Origin of the sequence: Streptomyces sp. NPDC001717 (assembly GCF_042892775.1) — a bacterium.
Lineage (GTDB): Bacteria > Actinomycetota > Actinomycetes > Streptomycetales > Streptomycetaceae > Streptomyces.
Genome location: NZ_JBIAUK010000018.1, coordinates 48,441 through 67,144, shown reverse-complemented (window position 1 = coordinate 67,144; position 18,704 = coordinate 48,441). Strand labels below are relative to the sequence as shown.

Annotated in this window: 19 protein-coding genes and 1 pseudogene; 5 read left to right on the top strand and 15 right to left on the bottom strand. The window is 71.2% G+C overall.

Going from position 1 to position 18,704, the window contains the following annotated elements; translation table 11 throughout:
* Positions 1-15: 15 nt before the first annotated feature.
* Positions 16-387 (top strand): annotated as a pseudogene (locus ACFYZL_RS25645) (transposase family protein); the annotation flags it as partial.
* A 334-nt stretch (positions 388-721) separates the two neighbouring features.
* Here the strand turns inward: ACFYZL_RS25645 and ACFYZL_RS25640 are convergent.
* The 8 genes from ACFYZL_RS25640 to ACFYZL_RS25605 all read right to left on the bottom strand — a co-directional run bounded on the left by ACFYZL_RS25640 (position 722) and on the right by ACFYZL_RS25605 (position 7,319).
* Positions 722-2,044: a UDP-glucose dehydrogenase family protein gene (locus tag ACFYZL_RS25640; RefSeq protein WP_388682025.1), complete on the bottom strand. Its 1,323-nt coding sequence runs from the start codon at positions 2,042-2,044 to the stop codon at positions 722-724.
* Between the two features lie 140 nt (positions 2,045-2,184).
* Positions 2,185-3,192, bottom strand: a complete 1,008-nt coding sequence (locus tag ACFYZL_RS25635; protein ID WP_388682022.1) for an NAD(P)H-dependent glycerol-3-phosphate dehydrogenase — start codon at positions 3,190-3,192, stop codon at positions 2,185-2,187.
* A complete protein-coding gene (locus ACFYZL_RS25630) occupies positions 3,189-4,013 on the bottom strand; it encodes a class I SAM-dependent methyltransferase (RefSeq protein ID WP_388682019.1) in 825 nt (274 codons plus the stop codon). Before ACFYZL_RS25630 ends, ACFYZL_RS25635 begins: the two co-directional genes overlap by 4 nt.
* Positions 4,010-5,152 carry a YcaO-like family protein gene (locus ACFYZL_RS25625; protein WP_388682016.1) on the bottom strand — a complete coding sequence of 381 codons (1,143 nt, stop codon included), beginning with the start codon at positions 5,150-5,152 and terminating at the stop codon, positions 4,010-4,012. The genes ACFYZL_RS25630 and ACFYZL_RS25625 overlap by 4 nt, the downstream gene beginning before the upstream one ends.
* Complete coding sequence (locus ACFYZL_RS25620; RefSeq protein ID WP_388682013.1) at positions 5,152-6,000, bottom strand: hypothetical protein; 849 nt, start codon at positions 5,998-6,000, stop codon at positions 5,152-5,154. The genes ACFYZL_RS25625 and ACFYZL_RS25620 overlap by 1 nt, the downstream gene beginning before the upstream one ends.
* 12 nt (positions 6,001-6,012) lie before the next feature.
* Positions 6,013-6,387, bottom strand: a complete 375-nt coding sequence (locus ACFYZL_RS25615) for a TfuA-like protein (RefSeq protein WP_388682011.1) — start codon at positions 6,385-6,387, stop codon at positions 6,013-6,015.
* A 501-nt stretch (positions 6,388-6,888) separates the two neighbouring features.
* Positions 6,889-7,131, bottom strand: a complete 243-nt coding sequence (locus tag ACFYZL_RS25610) for a hypothetical protein (RefSeq protein WP_388682008.1) — start codon at positions 7,129-7,131, stop codon at positions 6,889-6,891.
* Positions 7,132-7,148: 17 nt separating this feature from the next.
* Positions 7,149-7,319: a hypothetical protein gene (locus ACFYZL_RS25605; protein ID WP_388682005.1), complete on the bottom strand. Its 171-nt coding sequence runs from the start codon at positions 7,317-7,319 to the stop codon at positions 7,149-7,151.
* A 521-nt stretch (positions 7,320-7,840) separates the two neighbouring features.
* Between ACFYZL_RS25605 and ACFYZL_RS25600 the strand changes: the two genes are divergently transcribed.
* Positions 7,841-8,818, top strand: a complete 978-nt coding sequence (locus ACFYZL_RS25600; protein WP_388682003.1) for an XRE family transcriptional regulator — start codon at positions 7,841-7,843, stop codon at positions 8,816-8,818.
* Positions 8,809-9,318: a GNAT family N-acetyltransferase gene (locus ACFYZL_RS25595; RefSeq protein WP_388682000.1), complete on the top strand. Its 510-nt coding sequence runs from the start codon at positions 8,809-8,811 to the stop codon at positions 9,316-9,318. Before ACFYZL_RS25600 ends, ACFYZL_RS25595 begins: the two co-directional genes overlap by 10 nt.
* Positions 9,319-9,426: 108 nt before the next feature.
* On the opposite strand, the gene ACFYZL_RS25590 is transcribed toward ACFYZL_RS25595, so the two are convergent.
* Positions 9,427-9,966 (bottom strand): hypothetical protein, encoded by a 540-nt coding sequence (locus tag ACFYZL_RS25590; RefSeq protein WP_388681997.1) that lies wholly within the window; start codon positions 9,964-9,966, stop codon positions 9,427-9,429.
* Between the two features lie 319 nt (positions 9,967-10,285).
* Here ACFYZL_RS25590 and ACFYZL_RS25585 point away from each other — a divergent pair, with 319 nt between their 5' ends.
* A complete protein-coding gene (locus tag ACFYZL_RS25585) occupies positions 10,286-10,699 on the top strand; it encodes a hypothetical protein (protein WP_388681995.1) in 414 nt (137 codons plus the stop codon).
* The gene (locus tag ACFYZL_RS25580) at positions 10,696-12,318 is read left to right on the top strand and encodes a hypothetical protein (RefSeq protein ID WP_388681992.1); all 1,623 of its coding nucleotides are present in this window, start codon (positions 10,696-10,698) and stop codon (positions 12,316-12,318) included. The genes ACFYZL_RS25585 and ACFYZL_RS25580 overlap by 4 nt, the downstream gene beginning before the upstream one ends.
* Positions 12,319-12,368: 50 nt before the next feature.
* Here the strand turns inward: ACFYZL_RS25580 and ACFYZL_RS25575 are convergent, their stop codons facing one another.
* The 6 genes from ACFYZL_RS25575 to ACFYZL_RS25550 form a co-directional block, all read right to left on the bottom strand.
* Positions 12,369-13,133 carry a hypothetical protein gene (locus ACFYZL_RS25575; RefSeq protein ID WP_388681989.1) on the bottom strand — a complete coding sequence of 255 codons (765 nt, stop codon included), beginning with the start codon at positions 13,131-13,133 and terminating at the stop codon, positions 12,369-12,371.
* A 178-nt stretch (positions 13,134-13,311) separates the two neighbouring features.
* Positions 13,312-14,460, bottom strand: coding sequence for a hypothetical protein (locus tag ACFYZL_RS25570; RefSeq protein ID WP_388681987.1), 1,149 nt, complete (start codon positions 14,458-14,460; stop codon positions 13,312-13,314).
* A gap of 24 nt (positions 14,461-14,484) precedes the next feature.
* Positions 14,485-15,000, bottom strand: coding sequence for a hypothetical protein (locus ACFYZL_RS25565; RefSeq protein ID WP_388681984.1), 516 nt, complete (start codon positions 14,998-15,000; stop codon positions 14,485-14,487).
* A complete protein-coding gene (locus tag ACFYZL_RS25560) occupies positions 14,997-16,676 on the bottom strand; it encodes a type IV secretory system conjugative DNA transfer family protein (protein WP_388681981.1) in 1,680 nt (559 codons plus the stop codon). Before ACFYZL_RS25560 ends, ACFYZL_RS25565 begins: the two co-directional genes overlap by 4 nt.
* A gap of 48 nt (positions 16,677-16,724) precedes the next feature.
* Positions 16,725-17,315 carry an Imm21 family immunity protein gene (locus ACFYZL_RS25555; protein WP_388681978.1) on the bottom strand — a complete coding sequence of 197 codons (591 nt, stop codon included), beginning with the start codon at positions 17,313-17,315 and terminating at the stop codon, positions 16,725-16,727.
* A 94-nt stretch (positions 17,316-17,409) separates the two neighbouring features.
* Entirely contained in the window at positions 17,410-18,696 is a 1,287-nt protein-coding gene (locus ACFYZL_RS25550) for a type VI secretion protein (protein WP_388682191.1), read from the bottom strand.
* Between the last annotated feature and the right edge of the window lie 8 nt (positions 18,697-18,704).

Here is an 18,704-nt window from a genome sequence, read left to right as displayed (position 1 = left end):
GGCACCGGAGCCAAGTTGGTTCCCCATCCTGCCGCACTCGACCTGCCTCATGCTCTGGTCGAGTGGGTATCCATGCTCATCGTCACCCGCGAGGGTGACCGCCGCTGCAAGCTGCCGCCCCATCAGCATGCCCTCGTGGGCCTGGCCTACCTCCGCCGGCACGACACGCTCGCGCAGATCGCCGCCGGCTCCGGCATATCCGTCGGCACCGCCCACGCCTACGTCACGGCCGTCGCCCAGCACCTGCCCGGCCGGGCACCCGGCCTCCTGCGGGTCCTGGATGAGGCGGATCTGGACTATGTCCTGCTCGACGGGACGCTCGCCGAGTGCGACCGGGTCCGCGACAGCCGGGCCGACTTCTCCCAGAAGCACCGCCGTCACGGAGTGGCGCTGGCCGCTTCGGCGTACCGCTCTACGCCACGGGCTGGCAGATGGCGGCGGCCGCGCCGTGGGTCGTCCGGCGGGCCACGGCCGGGCTGGTGACCAACTCAGTCGACCACCGGCCCCCGAACCTGGACCAGGAGCAGCGCTTCTACCCCGTCCACCCCCGCCAGGTAGAGGCGTTGGCCCACGCCTACTCGGCCGTGATGGGCGCGGAACAGAAGGGCGCGGGTGCCTTGCTGGCCGCTGCCCAAGGGTCGTCGCCGTTCATGGGTATGCCCCCACGATTCCGAGGGGTGCGCCGATGGGTCGTCGGGCTCCGGCGCGCGGGGGAGCGGTGCTACTTCCCGGGGCGGCCGAGCTGGTGGACTGTCCAGCCCGCCGCGCGCCAGGGCTCCGGGGCGAGGGTGGTGCGGCAGTCGACGAGCAGCGGTGTGGCGGGGCGGTGAGCCAGGGCCTGGGGGTCGGCCTGCCGGTACTCGGGCCATTCCGTGGCCAGGACGATGAGGTCGGCGCCGTCGAGGGAGGCGGGCAGGTCGTCGGTGTAGTCGAACTCCGGGTTGCGGACCGTGGCCGTGGCCACGGCCTGCGGGTCGTGGACGGTGACGGTGGCGCCGGCCTGCTGGAGGGCCTGTGCGAGGGCCAGGGCCGGGGATTCGCGGACGTCGTTCGTACCCGGCTTGAACGCGGCGCCCCAGACCGTGACCCGGGCGCCCTTGAGGGGGCGCCCGCCCAGGGCGCGGGTGACGAGGTCCATGGCCACGCCGGTGCGGTTCTCGTTGATCTGCTCCGCGGCCCGCAGGAGGTCGGCGGCCCGGCCCGCGCCCAGCTGCGCCGCGCTCGCGGTGAAGGCGCGTACGTCCTTGGGGAGGCAGCCGCCGCCGTAGCCGATGCCGGGGCGCATGCCGCCGCTGCCGATGCGGGGGTCGATGCCGAGGATGTCGACGATCTGGGAGATGTCGGCGTCGGCGGCCTCGCACATGTCGGCGACGGCGTTGATGTAGCTGATCTTCAGGCCGAGGAAGGTGTTCGCGGCGCCCTTGGCGAGTTCGGCGGTCTGCGGGTCCGTGACGAAGAGCGGGACACCGGCGTCCAGGATGGGGGCGTAGACGGCGCGGATCGCCTTCTCCGCCCCGGTGGTGGTGAGGCCCGCGATCAGGCGGTCCGAGCGGAGGGTGTCCTCCACGGCGTGGCCCTCGCGGAGGAACTCCGGGTTCCATACGACGTCCACGCGCTCGGCGGCCGGGGCAAGGCGCTGGGCGAGGGCGGTGACCTGCCGGGTCGTGCCGACGGTGACGGTGCTCTTCCCGACGATGGTGCACGGCCGGTCGAGGTGCGGCGCGAGCCAGCGGATGGCGCCGTAGACCTGTGCGGTGTCGTAGGAGCGGCCGTCGGCGTCGATGGGGGTGCCGACACCGATGAAGTGCAGGTCCGCGAAGTCGGCGGCCTCGCGAATCTCGGTGGTGAAGCGGAGGCGGCCGCTCATGGTGTGACGGACGAGCAGTTCGGGGAGGCCGGCCTCGTAGATCGGGCATTCGCCGGCATTGAGCCGGTCGACCTTGGCCTGGTCGACGTCCACACCGATGACTTCGTGGCCGATTTCGGCCATGGCCGCCGCGTGCGGGATGCCGAGGTGGCCGCAGCCGATGACTGAGATGCGCATTCCTTTACTCTCCTGTGGGAGGGGCCCGCTGGTGGGGCCGGGAACAAGCCTCAGAGGCTAGCGCCGTTCCCCGGCCTTACAGTTCAGGCTCCTGCTGCGCCAAGCTGCAGGCAACGGAGTTGCCAGGCGAGATCGCTCGGTCAGGCGGTGTACCGCTCGGCTCTGGGCACCCGCTCCATGAGTTGGGCCGCGGCCTGGAGGGTGGTGATACGGCCGTGTAGGACGCTGACGACTACCTCGGTGATGGGCATCTCGACCCCGTGCCTGCGGGCGAGTTGGAGCACTGATTCGGCGGACTTGACGCCTTCGGCGGTCTGGCTGGTGGCGGCGGTGGCCTGGGCGAGGGTGAGGCCGCGGCCGAGGTGTTCGCCGAAGGTGCGGTTGCGGGAAAGGGGGGAGGCGCAGGTGGCCATGAGGTCGCCGACTCCTGCGAGGCCGGAGAAGGTGAGGGGGTCCGCGCCGAGGGCGAGGCCGAGCCGGGCGGTTTCGGCGAGGCCTCGGGTGATGAGGACGGCGCGGGAGTTGTCGCCGAGGCGCATGCCGGTGGCCAGGCCGACGGCCAGCGCGATGACGTTCTTGACGGCGCCGCCGAGCTCGCATCCGATGACGTCAGTGGTGGTGTAGGGCCGGAAGTACGGGGTTTGGGTGAGGGCCTGGAGCCGGCTGGCCACGGATTCACTGGTGCAGGCGATCGCGGACGCGGCGGGCTGCCGTACGGCAATCTCCCGGGCCAGGTTCGGCCCGGACAGGACGGCCACGCGGTCGGACGGGATCCCGGTCACGTCGGTGATCACCTGGCTCATGCGCAATCCGGTGCCGGTCTCGATGCCCTTCATCAGGCTCACGACCACGGTGTCGTCGGTGAACAGCGGCGCCCAGCGGGTCAGGTTCTCGCGCAGGGTCTGCGCCGGGATGGACACCGCGACGACCTCGGCGTCGCGGACGGCCTCGGCCTCGTCGGTCGTCGCGGTGACCGCTTCCGGGAGGCTGATGCCCGGGAGGTAGTAGGGGTTCTCGCGGCGGGAGTTGATCGCGGCGGCGAGGTCGGGACGGCGGGCGTGGAGGATCACCTGGTTCCCGGCGTCCGCGAGGACGGCACCCATGCTGGTGCCCCATGATCCGGCTGAGAGGACCGCGATACGAGTCATCGGCTCTCCAAGGTGGTAGGCGCGTCGGTGCAGCGTAGTGGGCGGCGCAGAGTGAGAGCGGCTGCCCGGCGGCCGTCGAGGGTGGGCCGGCGGCGGGCGGCTTCGGCGAGCATGGCGCAGGCCTGGTCTTGGCCCAGGTGATGTTCGAGGTCTTTGGCCCGGGTCTGCCAGAGGTGGTAGAGGCGGCGCCACATCGCAGGTTCGTCGGGGCGGTCCTGGACGTGCTCGACGTGGAGTCCGGCTGCCTCGGCTTGGTGGTACCACGCGGGCTCGGTGTCATGGCGCACGGCGCGGGTGATGACGGCCCGAGCCCCGGGGGTCAGGATGCGGCGGATCTCGGCCAGCGCGGCGACGGGGTCGTCGGCATGGCCGAGAGCGTCCACGCACACCAGGCCGCCGGCGCTCGAATCCGGCAGGCCGGTCCGCTCGACCGTACCCACCTTGAACGCGGCACGGCCGGGTGGGAGAAAGTCGTGGACCCGGGCGGCGGCGAGTTCGACGGCGCGCGGTGAGATGTCGATGCCGACCACGGGGACGTTCAGGGCGCGGGCGAGCCACAGTCCGATGCCGCCCGTGCCGCATCCGAGGTCGACGAGAGCGCTGCCGGCGGGCATGCGGAGGTTGGCGACCATCGTTGCGATCAGGGGCCAGTCGCATGAGCCGGCGGCGTTGATCTCGGCGGGGTAGGCGTCGCCCATCGCCGCGGCGTACATGTAGGCGGGCAGGGGGCTGGTGGCGCGGGCGGTGTGGAGGGCGTCGTACCCGACCTGGCGCGCCCGTTCCGCCGGGGTGAGGGTGGCGGAGGGGTCGGCGGTGTTCATCGGGGGATGGCCCTTCGGGTGCGTGAGTGTGTGCCGGGGCAGATGACCTTGACGGCGTGGATCTGCTCTTCGGGCTGGGTCAGGTCCACGCACAGCGGCTCGTGCCCGGTGACGGCCTCGATCCGTGTGGCGACGACGCGGGCGTGCTCGGAGAACGTGCCCTGCCAGGGCGGTACGTCGGCCGGCACGTCCCACGGGGTCAGTTCTGCGGGGTCGCGGGGGTGGGGTGCGGGGGCCGGGTGCCGCAGGAGTTCCTCGTCGACGGGCAGGTCGTCGCGGGTTCCGGCGATGCAGGTGAGGCGGCTCTGCGCGGCCTCGGTGATCGCCCGGGCCAGCGCGATGTGCGGGTCGGTGTGGCAGCCGCCTCCGGCGGCCCAGAGCGGGTAGTCCTCCGACCACAGGTAGGCCGTGCATACGGGCACGCCGTACGTGTTGGCGACGTGGACGAGCTCCAAGGCTGCGCCGGCCCTCAGGACGCGGGCGATCAGGTCTGCGCAGTACGGGTCTTTGACCGAGGCGGGGTCGATGAGCGTGCGGTGGCGTCCGTCGGCGAGGTCGTCGGTGTGCAGGGTGTCGCGTTCGATGACCTCGTACATTCCGTGCAGGGCGGCCTCGTCGAGCGTGTTGCCCGCGGCGAGACCGGTGCTGGTGGCACGGAGGATGTCCGGCTGCCAGGGCAGCCGCTCGGCGCGGCGGCGGACGGTGTCGCAGGGTACGAGGGTGCGGACGCCGCGGATCAGGCCAGTAGCGGCCGTCCACTCCAGCCGTACCCGCTCCAGCCCCGCGGCGTCCGTCCTCAGGGGCAGCGCCGAGAACGGGTATCCCGGGACGATCTCGCGGTAGGACCCGAACTCGTCGGCGGGGAGAGGCTGCTCGGTGTGCCACAGCTCGATCGCCTCCATGACGGCGGAGATCCGGGACAGCAGGTCCGTCGCTCCCTTGCCCTGGGTCGCGGTGAGGGTGTGGGAGGCGGGCCGGATCGCGGTGTGGACGGGCAGGCCGAGGGAGTCGAGAGCGGTGAGCCGGGCGACGCGGCTGATTCCGTAGCGGGGGGCGAGGTCCCGGGCGAGGGCCTGCCAGGTCTCCTGTGGGATCCGGGTGCGCACGGTGCCGTCCAGCTGGACGCGGTCACTGATCATCACGCGGTCCTCTCGGGGGTGTCGGCGAGGAACCCGGCCAGGAAGACCTTCATGTGGTCGATGGCATCGGCGGTGTTGCGGAAGCCTCGGGCGGCGGCTGCGTCCTCTGCGACGGGCACATCGGTCCGCCACAGCCGCATGAGGGTCCGCCGGGCCACCCCGTCGTCGATGGCCTCAGGAGAGAAGCCAGGCATCCGGTCGCGCGTGGTGCTGTTGACGGCGGCGTAGCGGGCGACCGCCTCCCGGTCGGCGGCCGTCTCCCGGCCCAGGAGGAGGGCGACGGTTTCCGGGTCGCGCAGGTCCGGGACGGGCCGGAACACAAGATACGGCTCCGGGGCCGGGGCCGGGTCGTCGTCCAGCACGTCTGCCAGGCGCCGGGCAAGAGGCACCCCGTCGGGCTCGTCGGCCAGCCGGGCCAGCCACTGCTGCCACACCTGCGGGAACTGGGGATCGAAGATCTGCTGGTAGGCAAGACGAAGCGCGGTGGACAGGGACCGGCCGTCCACCTCCTGGGCGGCTCGGCGATTGGCCCATGCCCGGGTGTAGCCGGTGGACGTGGGCACGCACGAGTCGATGCGAGGGACTGCCGAATGGAACTCGCGGGCCAGGACCAGTGCGCCGAGCGCGTCGGTGCGCTTCACATCACCCCAGTGCGCATCCAGCAGCCGGCGGCCGACCAGCCACCGGAGGAATTCGGCACCGCCAATGCGCCGCCCGACGGCATGCACGGCCGGTTCGGTGCGCTGCTGGTAGGGGATGTCGGCCAGCGCGTGCAGCAGCACGCTCGCGGCCCGGCCGTTCAGGGCGTGGTCACGCTCGGCTGCCTGCAGGATGTGACGGATGTTCACCAGTGGCCAGGTCTACGCGTTCAGGTCGCCATCAGGAGCCTGGCCCACGGCGACCTCGTCGTCCCCGGTCAGTACGCCGCGCCGGTAGGCACCGTAGATCCGGCCCGACCCGATCATGCCGTGGCCGTGCAATTCCGCGGCCCGCAGGGCGCCGATGCTGGCGGCACCGATGACGCGCACGCCCCGTGCGATCGCGGCAAGAATCTCCTTGTGCCGCAGTGCGGGAGCCTGGTGGTACACCCCGTCGATGAGGACGACCGTGTGACCGGCCTCGATCGCGGCGTCGTCGAAATCTCCATGCCGGGCGGGCGGCAGGGCCCGCAAGTGCCCGGTGCTGAGTGCGGGCTCCGAAGGTGCCAGCGTGGGACCCGTGAACACATGGATCACGGCTGCCTCCAAAGGATGGGTGGGAATTGGACAGGAAAGAGGGGCTCGGGGTGAGCTCTCGCCCCGAGCCCCTCTGGTCACGGCCGCGGGCGGCGGCTGGAACCCGCCCTATCGCGGCTGTTCACAACCGGTGCGGTGCGGTCTACCACTCGTCCTCGACGTCCTCGATCCGCACGACGCCGAACGGGACCAGCTCTTCCGGGGCCTCCGGCAGCTCCAGCTCGCGGGCGGCAACGGTGGACTTCGCTTCCATCTCGTAACTCCTTCATGTGCGGTCTACGTCCGACCGGTCGACCGGGCGCTTCTTGCTGCCGACCGCCGTACGTCGGGTCCGGTGGGCCCGGGGTATGGGTCGGGTTCTGGGGCGGCCGTGGCGGCCGTGGTTGTCAGCCGGGCTTGTGTCGGTCACCGGCCAGGACGGAAGGGGCGGTGGTTGGTTGTGGGGCACCCCATTCGCCGGCGAGGCGGTATCCACCGCGAGGAGTGCCTTCTCGTGTGCTCTCAACGGGTGGGCGGAAGGCCAGGGGACAGCCCGCGGTCGTCGGTGCGCCGAGGCACCTCGGGCGCGACGATCCACTCCCGGCCGCCGCCCTCGGGGCGCAGGAACACGGCGTTCTGCATGAAGCGACGCGTCGCCGGGTCCTCGAAGTCGCCGATGAACTGCACGATCCCTTCCGTTTCCCGGCCAGGGTCGTAGACGCGGGCACCCTCGTGGAGCCAGGACGGGAGACCCTGATGGGACACGGGCCGGGGTGTCGGGTTCATTCGTCCGCCTCCCGCCAGGCGTCGATGTCGGCGCCGCGCATGAACTTCGCCCAGCCGCCAGCGGCGCGGACCCTCAAGGCCCGACTCGGTGAGCCGGGGCCCGGCTCCTGTATCGGGCGGATGCGTCCGCCGGTGCCGGACGTGCGGCGGGAAAGGGGGTTGTCCATGGCTTCGCTCCTGCGGTCGAAGTCGGACACAGCGGGCCGTGGACGGGCGTGGATGGCCCGCGGGGACGGGGCCACGGCCCGCTGCGAGGGGATGCGCATCCCGGCGTGCTCCGGAACGCGATGACCAGTCAACGGCCACGGCGCGCTCACGAACAGGAAGGGTTGCTGTCGAGCCACACCCGCCCAACCGGAAAACTTTGCGTTCGGATTACCCGATGGGTGGATCGGAACGCAGGGGGATGGCTACTTTCTGTTGCATGGGAGCGAACGCCATCCTCAAGGGCCGGATGAGTGAACTCGGCTTCACCCAGGAAGAATTGGCACGTCAGATGAACGCCGCGCTCCAGCAACTCTGTGGGAGACCGGGCGAGGTGTCCGCACGCTCGGTGCGCAACCTCCTCAACGGCACGACCCGGCGGCCGATCGGACGTACATGTGTAGCGCTGGAAGCAGTGTTCGGGTGCCCCATCTCGGCTTTAGGGTTCGACCCACCACGTACCGCCGTACCACCGGAGGACCCCGTGCGCCGCCGAACCTTCCTTGCCGCAGCGACCGGAACCGCCGTCGCCGCCGCCACTCCGGCGCGACGCTCACGGCTGGGACTGGTCGACGCCGACAGGTTCCACCGGGAGTACACCGACCTGCTGAGCGACGACTCCCGGCTCGGTGGAGCGCGGAGGATCGAGAACAGGGCCGCCGAACTCGCGGCACGCATCCAGTCGTCACTCGCCTCGGGTGGCGCCTCGGAGCACATCCGGCGTCGGATGTACCGGCTCGCATCCGACGTCACCTGCCTGGCCGCCTTCGGAGCGATCGACGCGAGCGCCCCGCAGCGCGCACGCCTCCACCTGGACAAGGCCCTCACCCTCGCGGGTCTCGCACGCGACGGCGAAAGCATGTACCGGGTTTGGGACCACCTGATGCTCACCTCCAGCCAGCGGGAGAACCACGCCGAGGCGGCGGCCGGCGCGGAGGTGATGAAGCGCTCGTCGGCGGCACGGCGGGACCCGTTGTACGCATCGCTGGGGCACATGCGGCACGCCAACGCTCTGGCCAGGCTGGAGCAGCCCGCCGAGTCGTTGCGGGCGCTGGCCCTCGCGGAGAAGGCATTCGGAAGGGCCGGGGGCGAGCAGCCGCCATCGTGGATCGCGTTCTACGACCGGGCCGAGTTCGACGCCCTCTCGTCGTACGTCTGGACGGCGCTCGGCGAGCACGAGCGTGCCGAGTTCTGCCTCCACCGCACGCTCGCCGCCATCCCCGGCGACATGGTCCGCAACAAGGCGCTGTATACGGCGCACCTGTCGCTCTGTCAGGCGAGGCAGGGCGAAGTGGAACTGGCCTGTGCGACCGGAAGGCAGGCGTACGGAATGCTGCTGTCGGCGTCGGGGTCGCAGCGTACGACGAACACGCTTGTCAGGACTCGCCAAGTCATCGAGGCCACGGGGACGAATGCGCCCGAGGTCGTGAGCTGGATCGAGGAGTCACGCCGATGGACCTGAAGTGGTACACCCACAGCGACGCGAGCGACGTCCGCTCCTTGCTCCTGGACATCCACGACGACGTGTACGCGAGCGACCTCGACCCGTTCCACTCACGGGAGCGGTTCTCGTACTTCGTCGACCTGTGGTCGGGGCGCGAGGACTGGCTGTGCACCTCCGGGTGGGAGAACGGCGGCCCGGTCGGATACGCGTACGGTTCGAAGTTCAAGCCCGGTGGGTGGTGGAAGGGGACGGAACGCCCCAAGGACGTGCGCGGCCGGATCTTCGCCCTGTCCGAGCTGATGGTGGTGCCCCAGTGGCAGGGCACCGGCCGGGCCCGGCAGATACATGACGCGCTGATCCATTCGGTATCGGACGACGTCGACTTCGCCACGCTCCTCGTCGACTCCGCACATCCCAGGGTCCAGGCCCTGTACGAGAAGTGGGGCTACGAGAAGCGGGCCGAGACCCAGCCCTCCGACGATTCGCCCGTCTACGCGGTGATGGTGCGCAACCTCTAGCAGCCCGACCGTGTCGTCATGGGCCCTGCGCCGTCGGCCCGGTCCCGCCTCCACAGGGTGGCCGAAGGTCACGGGGCCCACGCATCCGCCCTGGCCCCTCCGCACGTGCTATCGCATCGAGGCCGTGGGATTCTTGCCGCTCAGCGTCTGCTGAACCCGCTCCGTCACCATGCGCGTGGCCCCCTCCAGACGACCGGGGACCTCCTGGCCGTCCCACGCGTACTCGACCTTTGTGATCACCGCACCCTGTCGTAGGACGACACCGCGCCCTTCCCAGCCTTGCGACGGGGGAAGCGCATACTCGGCGCGGCCGTCCACGCCGCCGTCGGGCTTCGCCGTCTTCGCCGTTGCGGTGCTCCATGCCCGGAAGTGGCCGGCCGCCGTCGGCTCATCCGCGAACGCGATCATCCGGACCAGAAAGTTCTCCGTGTGCATGTCGCCCGCGCTGCTGACTCCCAGCGCGACCGCATCAGCGCACAAGGCGTCCTCCCAGTACTCGGACTGACAGATCGCCGGGTTGGACAGGTCCCAGGCATGAGCGCTCCTGTCCTCCATCCCCCGCGGAAAATGAATCACCCTGGGAAGCGCTGCCTCCAGTCGCTCCACGGACAGGATCCGGGCGGCCGGACTCGACGACGGCTCGACCATCGCTCCGGGTCCCAACCCACGACCGTCCGGCCCGCTGCCGCCGCCCGACCCACAGCCGACGAGGAGAGCGCACATCGCGGCCACCGCGACCAAGAACCCGACCCGCGCCTCACGACGCCCCCACCGTGCAATCACCACGTGTAACACCCCAACCGCGAAGAGAGAAACTGATTGATCATAAGCAGCTGCGCCCGCAGCAACTGACGCTCCGGGTCGTCACCGCCCGCATCGTCCACAAGAGCGCTGCCGTCCACAGCCCGGTCCGGGCTTCCCGCGCCGGCCGGCACGATCGACATCACCGACGAAGGAGGGAATGCCGATGACGACTTTGACGGCGCTCGACGAGCGGCTCGACTCCGAGGAAACGGCCGTGGTGCTCGCCGCGGTGTGGGATGTGTTCGGCCTGACCGTCGAGCTGTGCGACCGCATCGCCTTCGACGAGGGCGTCGACGAGTTCCAGGCCCTGCTCGCGGGCCAGAAGGCCGATGCAGGCCGTGACCTGCTTCCGCTGCCGGAGCTCGGTGAGCCGGTCACGGCTCCGTCGGCTCCCGGCACAACTGGTCTGGAGCCGTACGTACGCATGCTCACGCATGCGGGGGAGTCCCTGGAGCGGCTCCTCGCCACGGCGGACAGTGTGGGCGAAGGCGCGGAGCGCGTCCTGAGTGAGGCCGTGGAGTTGGCCCGCGGCGCGGCAGTCGCGCTCACTCGGGTGCGGAGCGGTGACGTGAAGTGACCACTTTGGGTGAACTCTTCGACGTCGCGGTCGGCCGTCTCCAGGAGGCCTCCGCGCAGCCCGTCGCGACGACCCCGCAGGCTCGGGCTGCGTTGGCGGGCGGGGTCGTCGACGTTCTGGAGCAGATCAGGAAGGGGCTCGGGCCACGGGCCTACACGCCCGTTCCCACCACGGAGGAGCGGGCCCTGACAACCGGTGAGCGCAATCTGGAGGGCGGCTTAGGGCAGGCGGGTGCGTGGCTGGGCACCGCTCAGAGCTACCTCCGGCCCCTGGGCATGGGTGAGGCCGGTCGTCTCGTCGATGCGCGGATCACAGCCGCCGTCCAAGCGTTGGCGGCGGTCAGGGACACGATCAGCAGCCACCTCGATCCCGACCGCAGGGCGCTGACACCGTACGCGTATCTGCTGCGTCACCAGGCCGCGTTCGACTACCTCACCCACCGGTACTCCGAAGTGGCCTGGGCCGGCGGCCAGGTCGTTCACCAGCTGGCCCAGGGCGCCGAGCATCCCGGTGCGGCCGAGGCCCTCGAGGCGGCCCGGACCTCGCTGGCCGAGGCCTCCGTCCGTGCACGGGCTGCCGCCCGGACGGCCGATCACTCCATCGGCGCCTTTCCCCTGGCGCTGGCCGTCGAGCCCGTCCAGGCCCTGCCCGACGAGCCGCTCAGTATGGTCACGGCCCGCTTGGAGCAGGACAGCGAACGGCTGTCGCGCGCAGCGTACGGCGCCCTGCACGGCCGGGGCGAGCAGCAGCTGAGCGGGTCGGACCTCAAGCAGCTCTCCCGCTGGACGGCGCTGACGCGCATCCTCTCGGGGCAGGTACTGCGCCGCATCGCCGCCGATGCCCCGGAGGACGCCCTACGGGCCCGCCTCAACGAGACTGCGGGTGCGCTGCGTACGTCGTCCCAGGCTTGGAAGGCGGCCGCCGAGGCCTGGAAAAGCATCGTGGACATCACGGACCCCCGCGAGCGCCCCCTGCTCCCGCCGCCGGGCTACGACCTCGTCCGCAAGGGCCAGACCTCACAGATCCCGTCGACGGAGCCGCACCCGGCCGTGGTCATCTCCCACACCGCCTGCGTCCGGGTCGGGCACCTGCTGTTCGGGCCGACCTGGACGCCAGAACAGCCACCCGGAGACCCCCGGCCCGTGGCGGACATCCTCGCCGACGCGGGAGGCGTGGGCCCGCTGACGGCATCGCTCTACCGGCTGCCCGCCGCCGGATGGCAGATGGCCGTGGCCGCCCCATGGACCGTCCGGCGGGCCGGAGCCGGGCTGGTGACCGACTCGCCCCACTACCGTCCCCCGAGCCTGGAGCGGGGGCAACACTTCTACCCGATCCACACTCGCCAGGTTGAAGCTCTGACCAATGCCCACGTGGCGGTGATGGGCGCGGAACAGGCTTCTGCAGGCGCGCTCCTCGATGCCGCGCGGCAGGCCGGGACCACCGTCCCCCGTGCGCTGCTGGACGCCTCCGCGCACCGGGCGATCGCCGAGGAGCAGAAGTGGGTCGCCGCGAAACCGGTGCAGGCTCCGGCCGCCCGGGCCCTGCCCCGGGCGCATGTCCCGACCGACCTCGTGCTCGGGCGCCGCGCAGGACTGCGCCGACGGGACGGCGCCCTATGAATCCGCGAAATCCGCTGCACAGGTCACGGTCCCGGTCCGGAGGGACCGACTCACACCCCTTGCGCGGCCCGAAGCCGCTCGATCTGCCGGAGAACGGGAGCCTCTGCGAGGGGCGGGTGCGGCTCGGGGCCCATGCTCACCACATCGACGATGCACACGCCGACCCGGGCCACGATGCGGTCGAAAACGTCGGCGGGCTGGTCGGATCCTTCTTCGGCGAAGGTCATCCGGATGCGGATCGTGCCCTCGGGGAATCCGCCTCTGTCGAGGTCCTCGTACCGCACGGTCCCCTTGCGGCCGTCGGAGTCGTCCGAGGGGCAGGCGGCGACGGCCGAGCGCAGCTCGGCGAAGGTCGTCGCAGCCCCGGTGCCCGCGTAGGACGCGAGGAAGGTCACCTGGGGGTTCTCGGTTGCGCCGGACTGGAATGTCTGCGTGATGGCGGCTTGGGCGCCGGTCTGCTGCCTGAGTATGGCCCACATGGTGGCGCACGGGGACGATCCCGTTCGGGGCAGCGGCTTCAGCTCGGACGGGTGCACGTCCCGAATTCCCATCTGGGGGTTCGGAACCCCAGCGGCCTCGCCCGGCTGTAGCACGAGCTCCCGCAACCGTGCGGTGTCCGGTACTTCGCCGACCGCGCCGCGCGTCGGCAGGGGAATGTGCGAGGACGGCGTCGAGGAAGGCTGTGGCGTCGAGGAGGTCTGTTCCGTCCCCGCCGGCGCGTGGTCGGCAGTCACGGATGCCTGACCGCCGGAACAGGCAGAGAGAACAAGGCAGCCGGCGGCCACCAGCACAACAGGGACATGGCGCGTGAACATGAGAGAAGCCCCCCCCGGCAACAAGTCGATCAAGATGATCCGCCCCGAAGAGTAGCCGTGCCCCACGCCGTGTCTCCGAGCCCCGTCCGGTTCTGGACCCCTGACCGGCCGGACATCCCTCATCTCCGCTCAAGCGTGACGCCAAGCAGCGTGACGCCGCACTCTTGGACCTGATCGTCTAGGCCGATGCCCGTGGAGTGCGGGCGGTCGGCGGGGCGGGCGCGGCGACCCGGGGTGCGGGCGGAACCGCCCTCCGGGGTGGCGTGGATGTGCCGGGTGGCAGGGTTACCGACAGGCGGGCGGCGTGGGTGTCGGCTGCCGTGGCCAGGGCCTGGAGGGTCTGGAGGTCGGCCGGGGCGAAGCGGGCTGCTTTGGTGGCGGCGGTGAGGAGGGCCTTGGCGGTCTCGGTCACGTCACCGTACGGGCCCGCGGCTCGGCCGGGCGCGGTGTCGTGGGGCGGGAGTTGCTGCCAGGCGTCGCGGAACGCGTTGACCCTGCGGTGGCCGGAGCCGACGAGGTCCTGGCCCATGGGGGTGGCGGTCCAGGCCTGGAAGCGTGTCGTCACTTCCCGCGCGGCCCGTACGGCGTCGTCGCGGGTGGCGTACGGGAGGGGTGGGCTTGCCGCGGCGGATGGGGGCGACGGTGTGGGTTCGGCTGCTGTGACGGTGCTGTACGTGAGGGCGGCGTCCGAGAGTTTCAGGAGGGCGGCCGCCGTGGGGAGGTCGCCTTGGAGGCGGTGCGCCAGTGTCGCCGCGTATGCGGAGATCGCCTCGCAGGCCCGGATGGACGCCGTCTTCCAGAGGCCCTGGAAACGGAAGTCGGCGCGCAGGGCCTCCCAGTGGGAGTTGGCTTGCTCCTTCGTCAGGTCCCAGAGGTGTCTCAGTGCGCCGCGGATGGTCTGGATGTGCTGCCATTCCGGGTGGTCGGCGAGCTTGCTCGTGTGGGTGTCCGCCTCGGCCGCGGCGATGTCGAGCGCTGTCGCCGCCGCCTCCGGCGCGATTGGTGAGGAAGCCGGCGTTGGCGCGTCCGGGGGTTCGGGGGCGGCGGCCACCGCTGCGCGGACTTCGTCGGCGCCGATACCGAGGCTCATTTGTTCGAAGAATGCCCAGGGGTCTTCGTCGTACGGGGGTACGGCGGGGGCGGGTGGGGTGGCTGGGGGCTTCTGTTGGGGCTGCGGAGTCGGTGCGGGCGGGTCGTCCGGTGGTGTGGCCATCGTGGGTGCCTTCTTGGGGCCGGGGGCGGTGGTTTCCAGTACGGCTTCGAGGACCGAGGGGTCCACGGGCTCGTGGATGCCCGGGGTCGGTGTGGCGGGTTCGGCGGGCTGCATCGGTGGCTTCGGGAAGGGCGCCGGCTAGAGCGGCGCGTTCAGTTCGGCTTCGCGGCGGGCGAGCTCTGCGGCCGCCGGGTGGGCGGGCGGTGCCGTCATCGCGTCGGAGAGTTTCAGGTAGCGGTCGAAGGCCTTGTCGGCGCCCTGCGGCGGGGGGATGCGGGGCGGCGGTTCCTGGTGGGTGCCGGTCGCGCAGGCGGGCAGTTGGAGGCGGGGGACGAGGGCGTGGAGGGTGTTGATCCAGTCGGCTTCGGCGAGTTCGCGGCCGGGGGCTTCGTCGCCGGCGTACGTACGCGTCCAGCCCGCGTAGAGGGCGGTGAGGTGCTCGACGACCGCCGAGTGCCGGTACCAGCAGTGGGTGACGGTGTTGTGGAGCTCGAAGGTGGTGCGGAGCCAGTCGACCCAAGTGGCGAGTTCACGCATCCGGATGCGGCGCTCGGCCGGGTCCATGGCCGCCCACACCCAGCGATGGGGTTCCGGTTGGCGCGCGGTGGTGGGCGGGGCGGGCCACAGGTCGGCAGGGTTGAGGGGGATGGTCATCGTCCGGTGCCCTTCTTGCCGGCGAGGAGGTTCTTGAGGTCCTTGTCGCGGAAGGTGAGGCGCATCCGCACCTTGATGGGCGGCAGGTTCGTGTACTGGGCGATCGCCGTGAAGTCCGGGAGCTGCTGGAGGGAGTGGACGGGGGCGAGGTCGGTCTCCGTGGCCTGCGTGTTGGTGGAGTGCTCGCCGCGGGAGCGGCCGTGGCTGGTCTTCATGACCTCGGTACGGCCGTAGAGGCCGGAGAAGTAGCGCAGGGTCTCCAGGTCTCCGCAGCCGGGGAGCAGCATGCGCAGGCCGGAGGCGGAGAGGACGGTGTTGGCCTTCTGCACGCCCAGGGATTCGCGGAGCTGGGACAGATCGTGCCAGACGGTGAGGAGGGTGATGCCCATGCCGCGGCCGGTGGTGAGGATGTTGGGCAGGCGGGGGTAGCGCAGCATGTTGCTGGCCTCGTCTACGAGGATGCCGACGGCCGGGTCGATGGGTTTGCCGTACGTGTTGTAGCGGGTCTCGGCGGCGTGGACCGCTCCGGCGATCAGGGAGCTGATGAGCGGGGCGAAGCGGTCCGCGTCGGCCTCGGAGGCGATGACACAGATGGTGCCGCGCTTGTCGAGCCACTCCTCGAAGGTGAAGTCGGAGCGGGAGCAGGTCTCCCGTACTTCCTCGTCGGCGAAGACCCTGGCCAGGACGTTGAGGGTGAACTGGATCGAGCCGATGCCGTCCTCGTGCAGGCGCAGCCACGGGGAGGCGTAGTCGTCGGCGACGTCGGTGAAGCCGTGGGCGAGGAGTACGGCGCGGACGTGGTCGACGGCGTCCTTGCCGAGGGAGATCCAGCGCCGCATGTCGGTGATGCCACCGCCGGAGAGGTGGGCGGCGAGCAGGATCCCTTTGAGGACGCTCTTGGCCTGGTCGACCCAGGGGGCCGCCCGCTTGCTGTCGCCGGACGGGGAGGCCTCGGCGAGCCAGGCCGCCATGCGGTCGGCGGCCTTGGCGTCGGTGCAGTAGGCGATGGGGGACCAGTGGTCGGCGGCGCGGCCGGGGATGCCGGCCGGGGCGATGACCCAGACGGGGCCGAACCAGCGGCGGCGGGCGTAGATGACGTCGAGGTCGGCGGCCTTGGTGGTGGTGACCACCAGCGGGCCTTCCCATTCGGCGGCGTTGGGCAGGACCAGGCCGGTCGTCTTCGACGACCCGGGTACGCCGAAGACGGTCGCGGAGATGTTGGGCTGCGCGGCCACGACCTTCTTCGTCCGCAGGCCACGGCCGGCGGTGATGCGGTTGACGCGTTTGCGCGGATCGTCGGCGGCGGACATCTTCCGCTCGGTCCTCGGCCCGCCCCACTGGGCGCCGCCTGTCTTCCCGCCGAAGGAGAGCGCGCTCGCGGCCTTGACGATGGCCGCGCCGAAGGTGAGTACGAGGGCGGCGGTGAGCCCGTAGAACAGCCAGGGCGGCGGGGCCGGCCGGTAGACCGAGCCGGGGCCCTTGGCGAGCGCCGAGAGGACGGTGACCGGGACGCTGTCGTGGCTGGCGACCCAGCCGTTGCCGGAGAGCAGTCCGGCGAGCGGGCCCGCGAGGAGCACGGCGGCGCCGATCGTGACGACGAGGCCCGCTCCGTAGGCGGCGAGGAGGGTGTTGTCGTCGAGGCCGGCGGTGGACGGGGCGGAGGTGCGGTCGGCCATGTCAGGCCGCCGCCGACTTGGGATCGCCAAGCCCTGCTTCTTCAGCCGTCAGGCGGAGGCGGGCAGGAGTTGGACCAGGCCCACCAAGGTGTCCTCGTTCACCCTGGCGTCGGCCGCGCGGACTGTCCAGCGACCGGGCGGTATCGGCACGGGAGCCTGCTCCGGCATCCTGCCGGTGAGCGGATAGGGGACGTTCAGGTCGGCTCCTTCGGTGGTGGAGTCCATCAGCACCGCGTGCCCGTCCGTCTCCCAGAGCCCGCACTCCTCCCAGTCGGTGGCGGGGTCCGTGAGGGCGGTTCCAGCCGCATCGATCAGTTCGGCTTCGGAGGACGCCCCGAGCCAGCGAACGAAGACACGCTGTTCCGGCAGATAGCAGGTTCTGGCAGGCATGTCCGCCAGCACGAGCCCCCGCGCAGCCTGCCCGTCGACGGCCACCACTCCGGCCAGGCCCTCGACCTCGCAGGCCCGGTCGTAGTCGTCCGGGGCGTCCCCGTCGCCCACCATGATCCCCGACATCGTGCAGCCGCCCCATCCCTCCACCACGGAAACGGGGATGGCTATCAGCGGGCCGCCCAACGACTCCACCCAAGTGGGAGCGGTCCGGGCCGAACCGGATGAGGCGTACGACGAAGTCTCCATGGCGCCAGTGTCTCCCCGCCCACTGACAACGGACGCTCACCCCATCGGCTCCACTCACAGGGCGCTCCGGACACGGACATGACGACGTCACGGCTCAGATCACCATCCTCTCGTCCGTCTCGAAGAGCCGTTCCTCCGTGCGCGAGAGCATCAGCTGGACGGCATGCGAACCGCCCCCACGGCCCACCTTCCACAGCGCCCGGCCACGCTGCCCCGCACCCCAGGAGCCGATGAGAGCGCATTCGGAGTCGGTGAGTCCGATGGCCTCACGGGTGATCTGGAGCGGCCGGGTGTCCTGGGCGAGCTGGATGCGGGTCTCGCAGGACGCGATGAGGTCACGGGCGATCGCGACGGCCTCGGAGCCGGCCGCGCCCACCGACTCGAAGTCCGAGAGCCGGTGCGTGGCCAGCACCTGGATGGTGCCGGTCGCGCGCGACAACCGCAGGTCTGCGTCGATCTTCTTGACCATCGTCGCGCCGCCCGAGCGCATCTGCCGCCACAGCTCGTCCCGTACGACGATCCAAGGCCGCTGGCCGGGCTGGTCGATGGCCGACTGCGCCCAGCTCGAAACGCACGACAGCACCATGGCGATGGTCTCGTCCCCGTACTCCGCCAGCGAGGAGATGTCGACCGACTGGATCGGCGCCTCCCAGTCCAGGTCGATGGAGGTCGCCTCGTCGAAGAGCCCGCCGAGGTGGCCTGTCACCATGCCGCCCAGCGCGGAGCGGATGGAGGCCATCTGCTCGCGGGCCCGCTGCACTTCGCCGTCGCGGATGCGCAGCTCGCGGGCCATCGCGTCGGTCGGGTCGCGCAGCCGGTCGTAGACGAGGGGGAGGGTGGGCACCGCGAAGCGGGTCGTGCCGTGGAGCTCGCCGGTGACCTCGCGTACGGCGACGTCGAGGGCTTCCTCCTCCTGCGGCTGGAGGGTGCGGCGCAACTGGAGTTCGAGGAGGGCCTTGAGGAGGGTGAGACGGCGGCGGTGGATCTCGGTAAGGCGGGACTTCAGCTCGGCCGGGTCCTTGATGAGGTCGAGGCAGGCGCCGAGCGGTCCCGCGTCCAGGGGGTTGAGGCGGCCGGGCAGACCGGGGCCGAGACGTACGGGTTCCACGCCGAGGTGGCGGCACAGGGCCTGGTACTCGCCTTTCACGTCCCCGGCGATCAGGGTGCGGTGCCCGAAGGCCATCAGGCGCAGGGACAGGGCCTTGACGTGCGCGGACTTACCCGAGCCCGGGATCCCGGTGATCATGAGGTTGGGGTTGGTGCAGAGCCCTTCCCTGACCCAGACCGCGGGGTGGGCGCTGAAGGCCTCCGTGGTCAGGACGTTGCGGCCGATGTACGCGCCGATGGGCGGCAGGCTCGCGGCGTGGAGGTACGGGTACATCCCGGCGG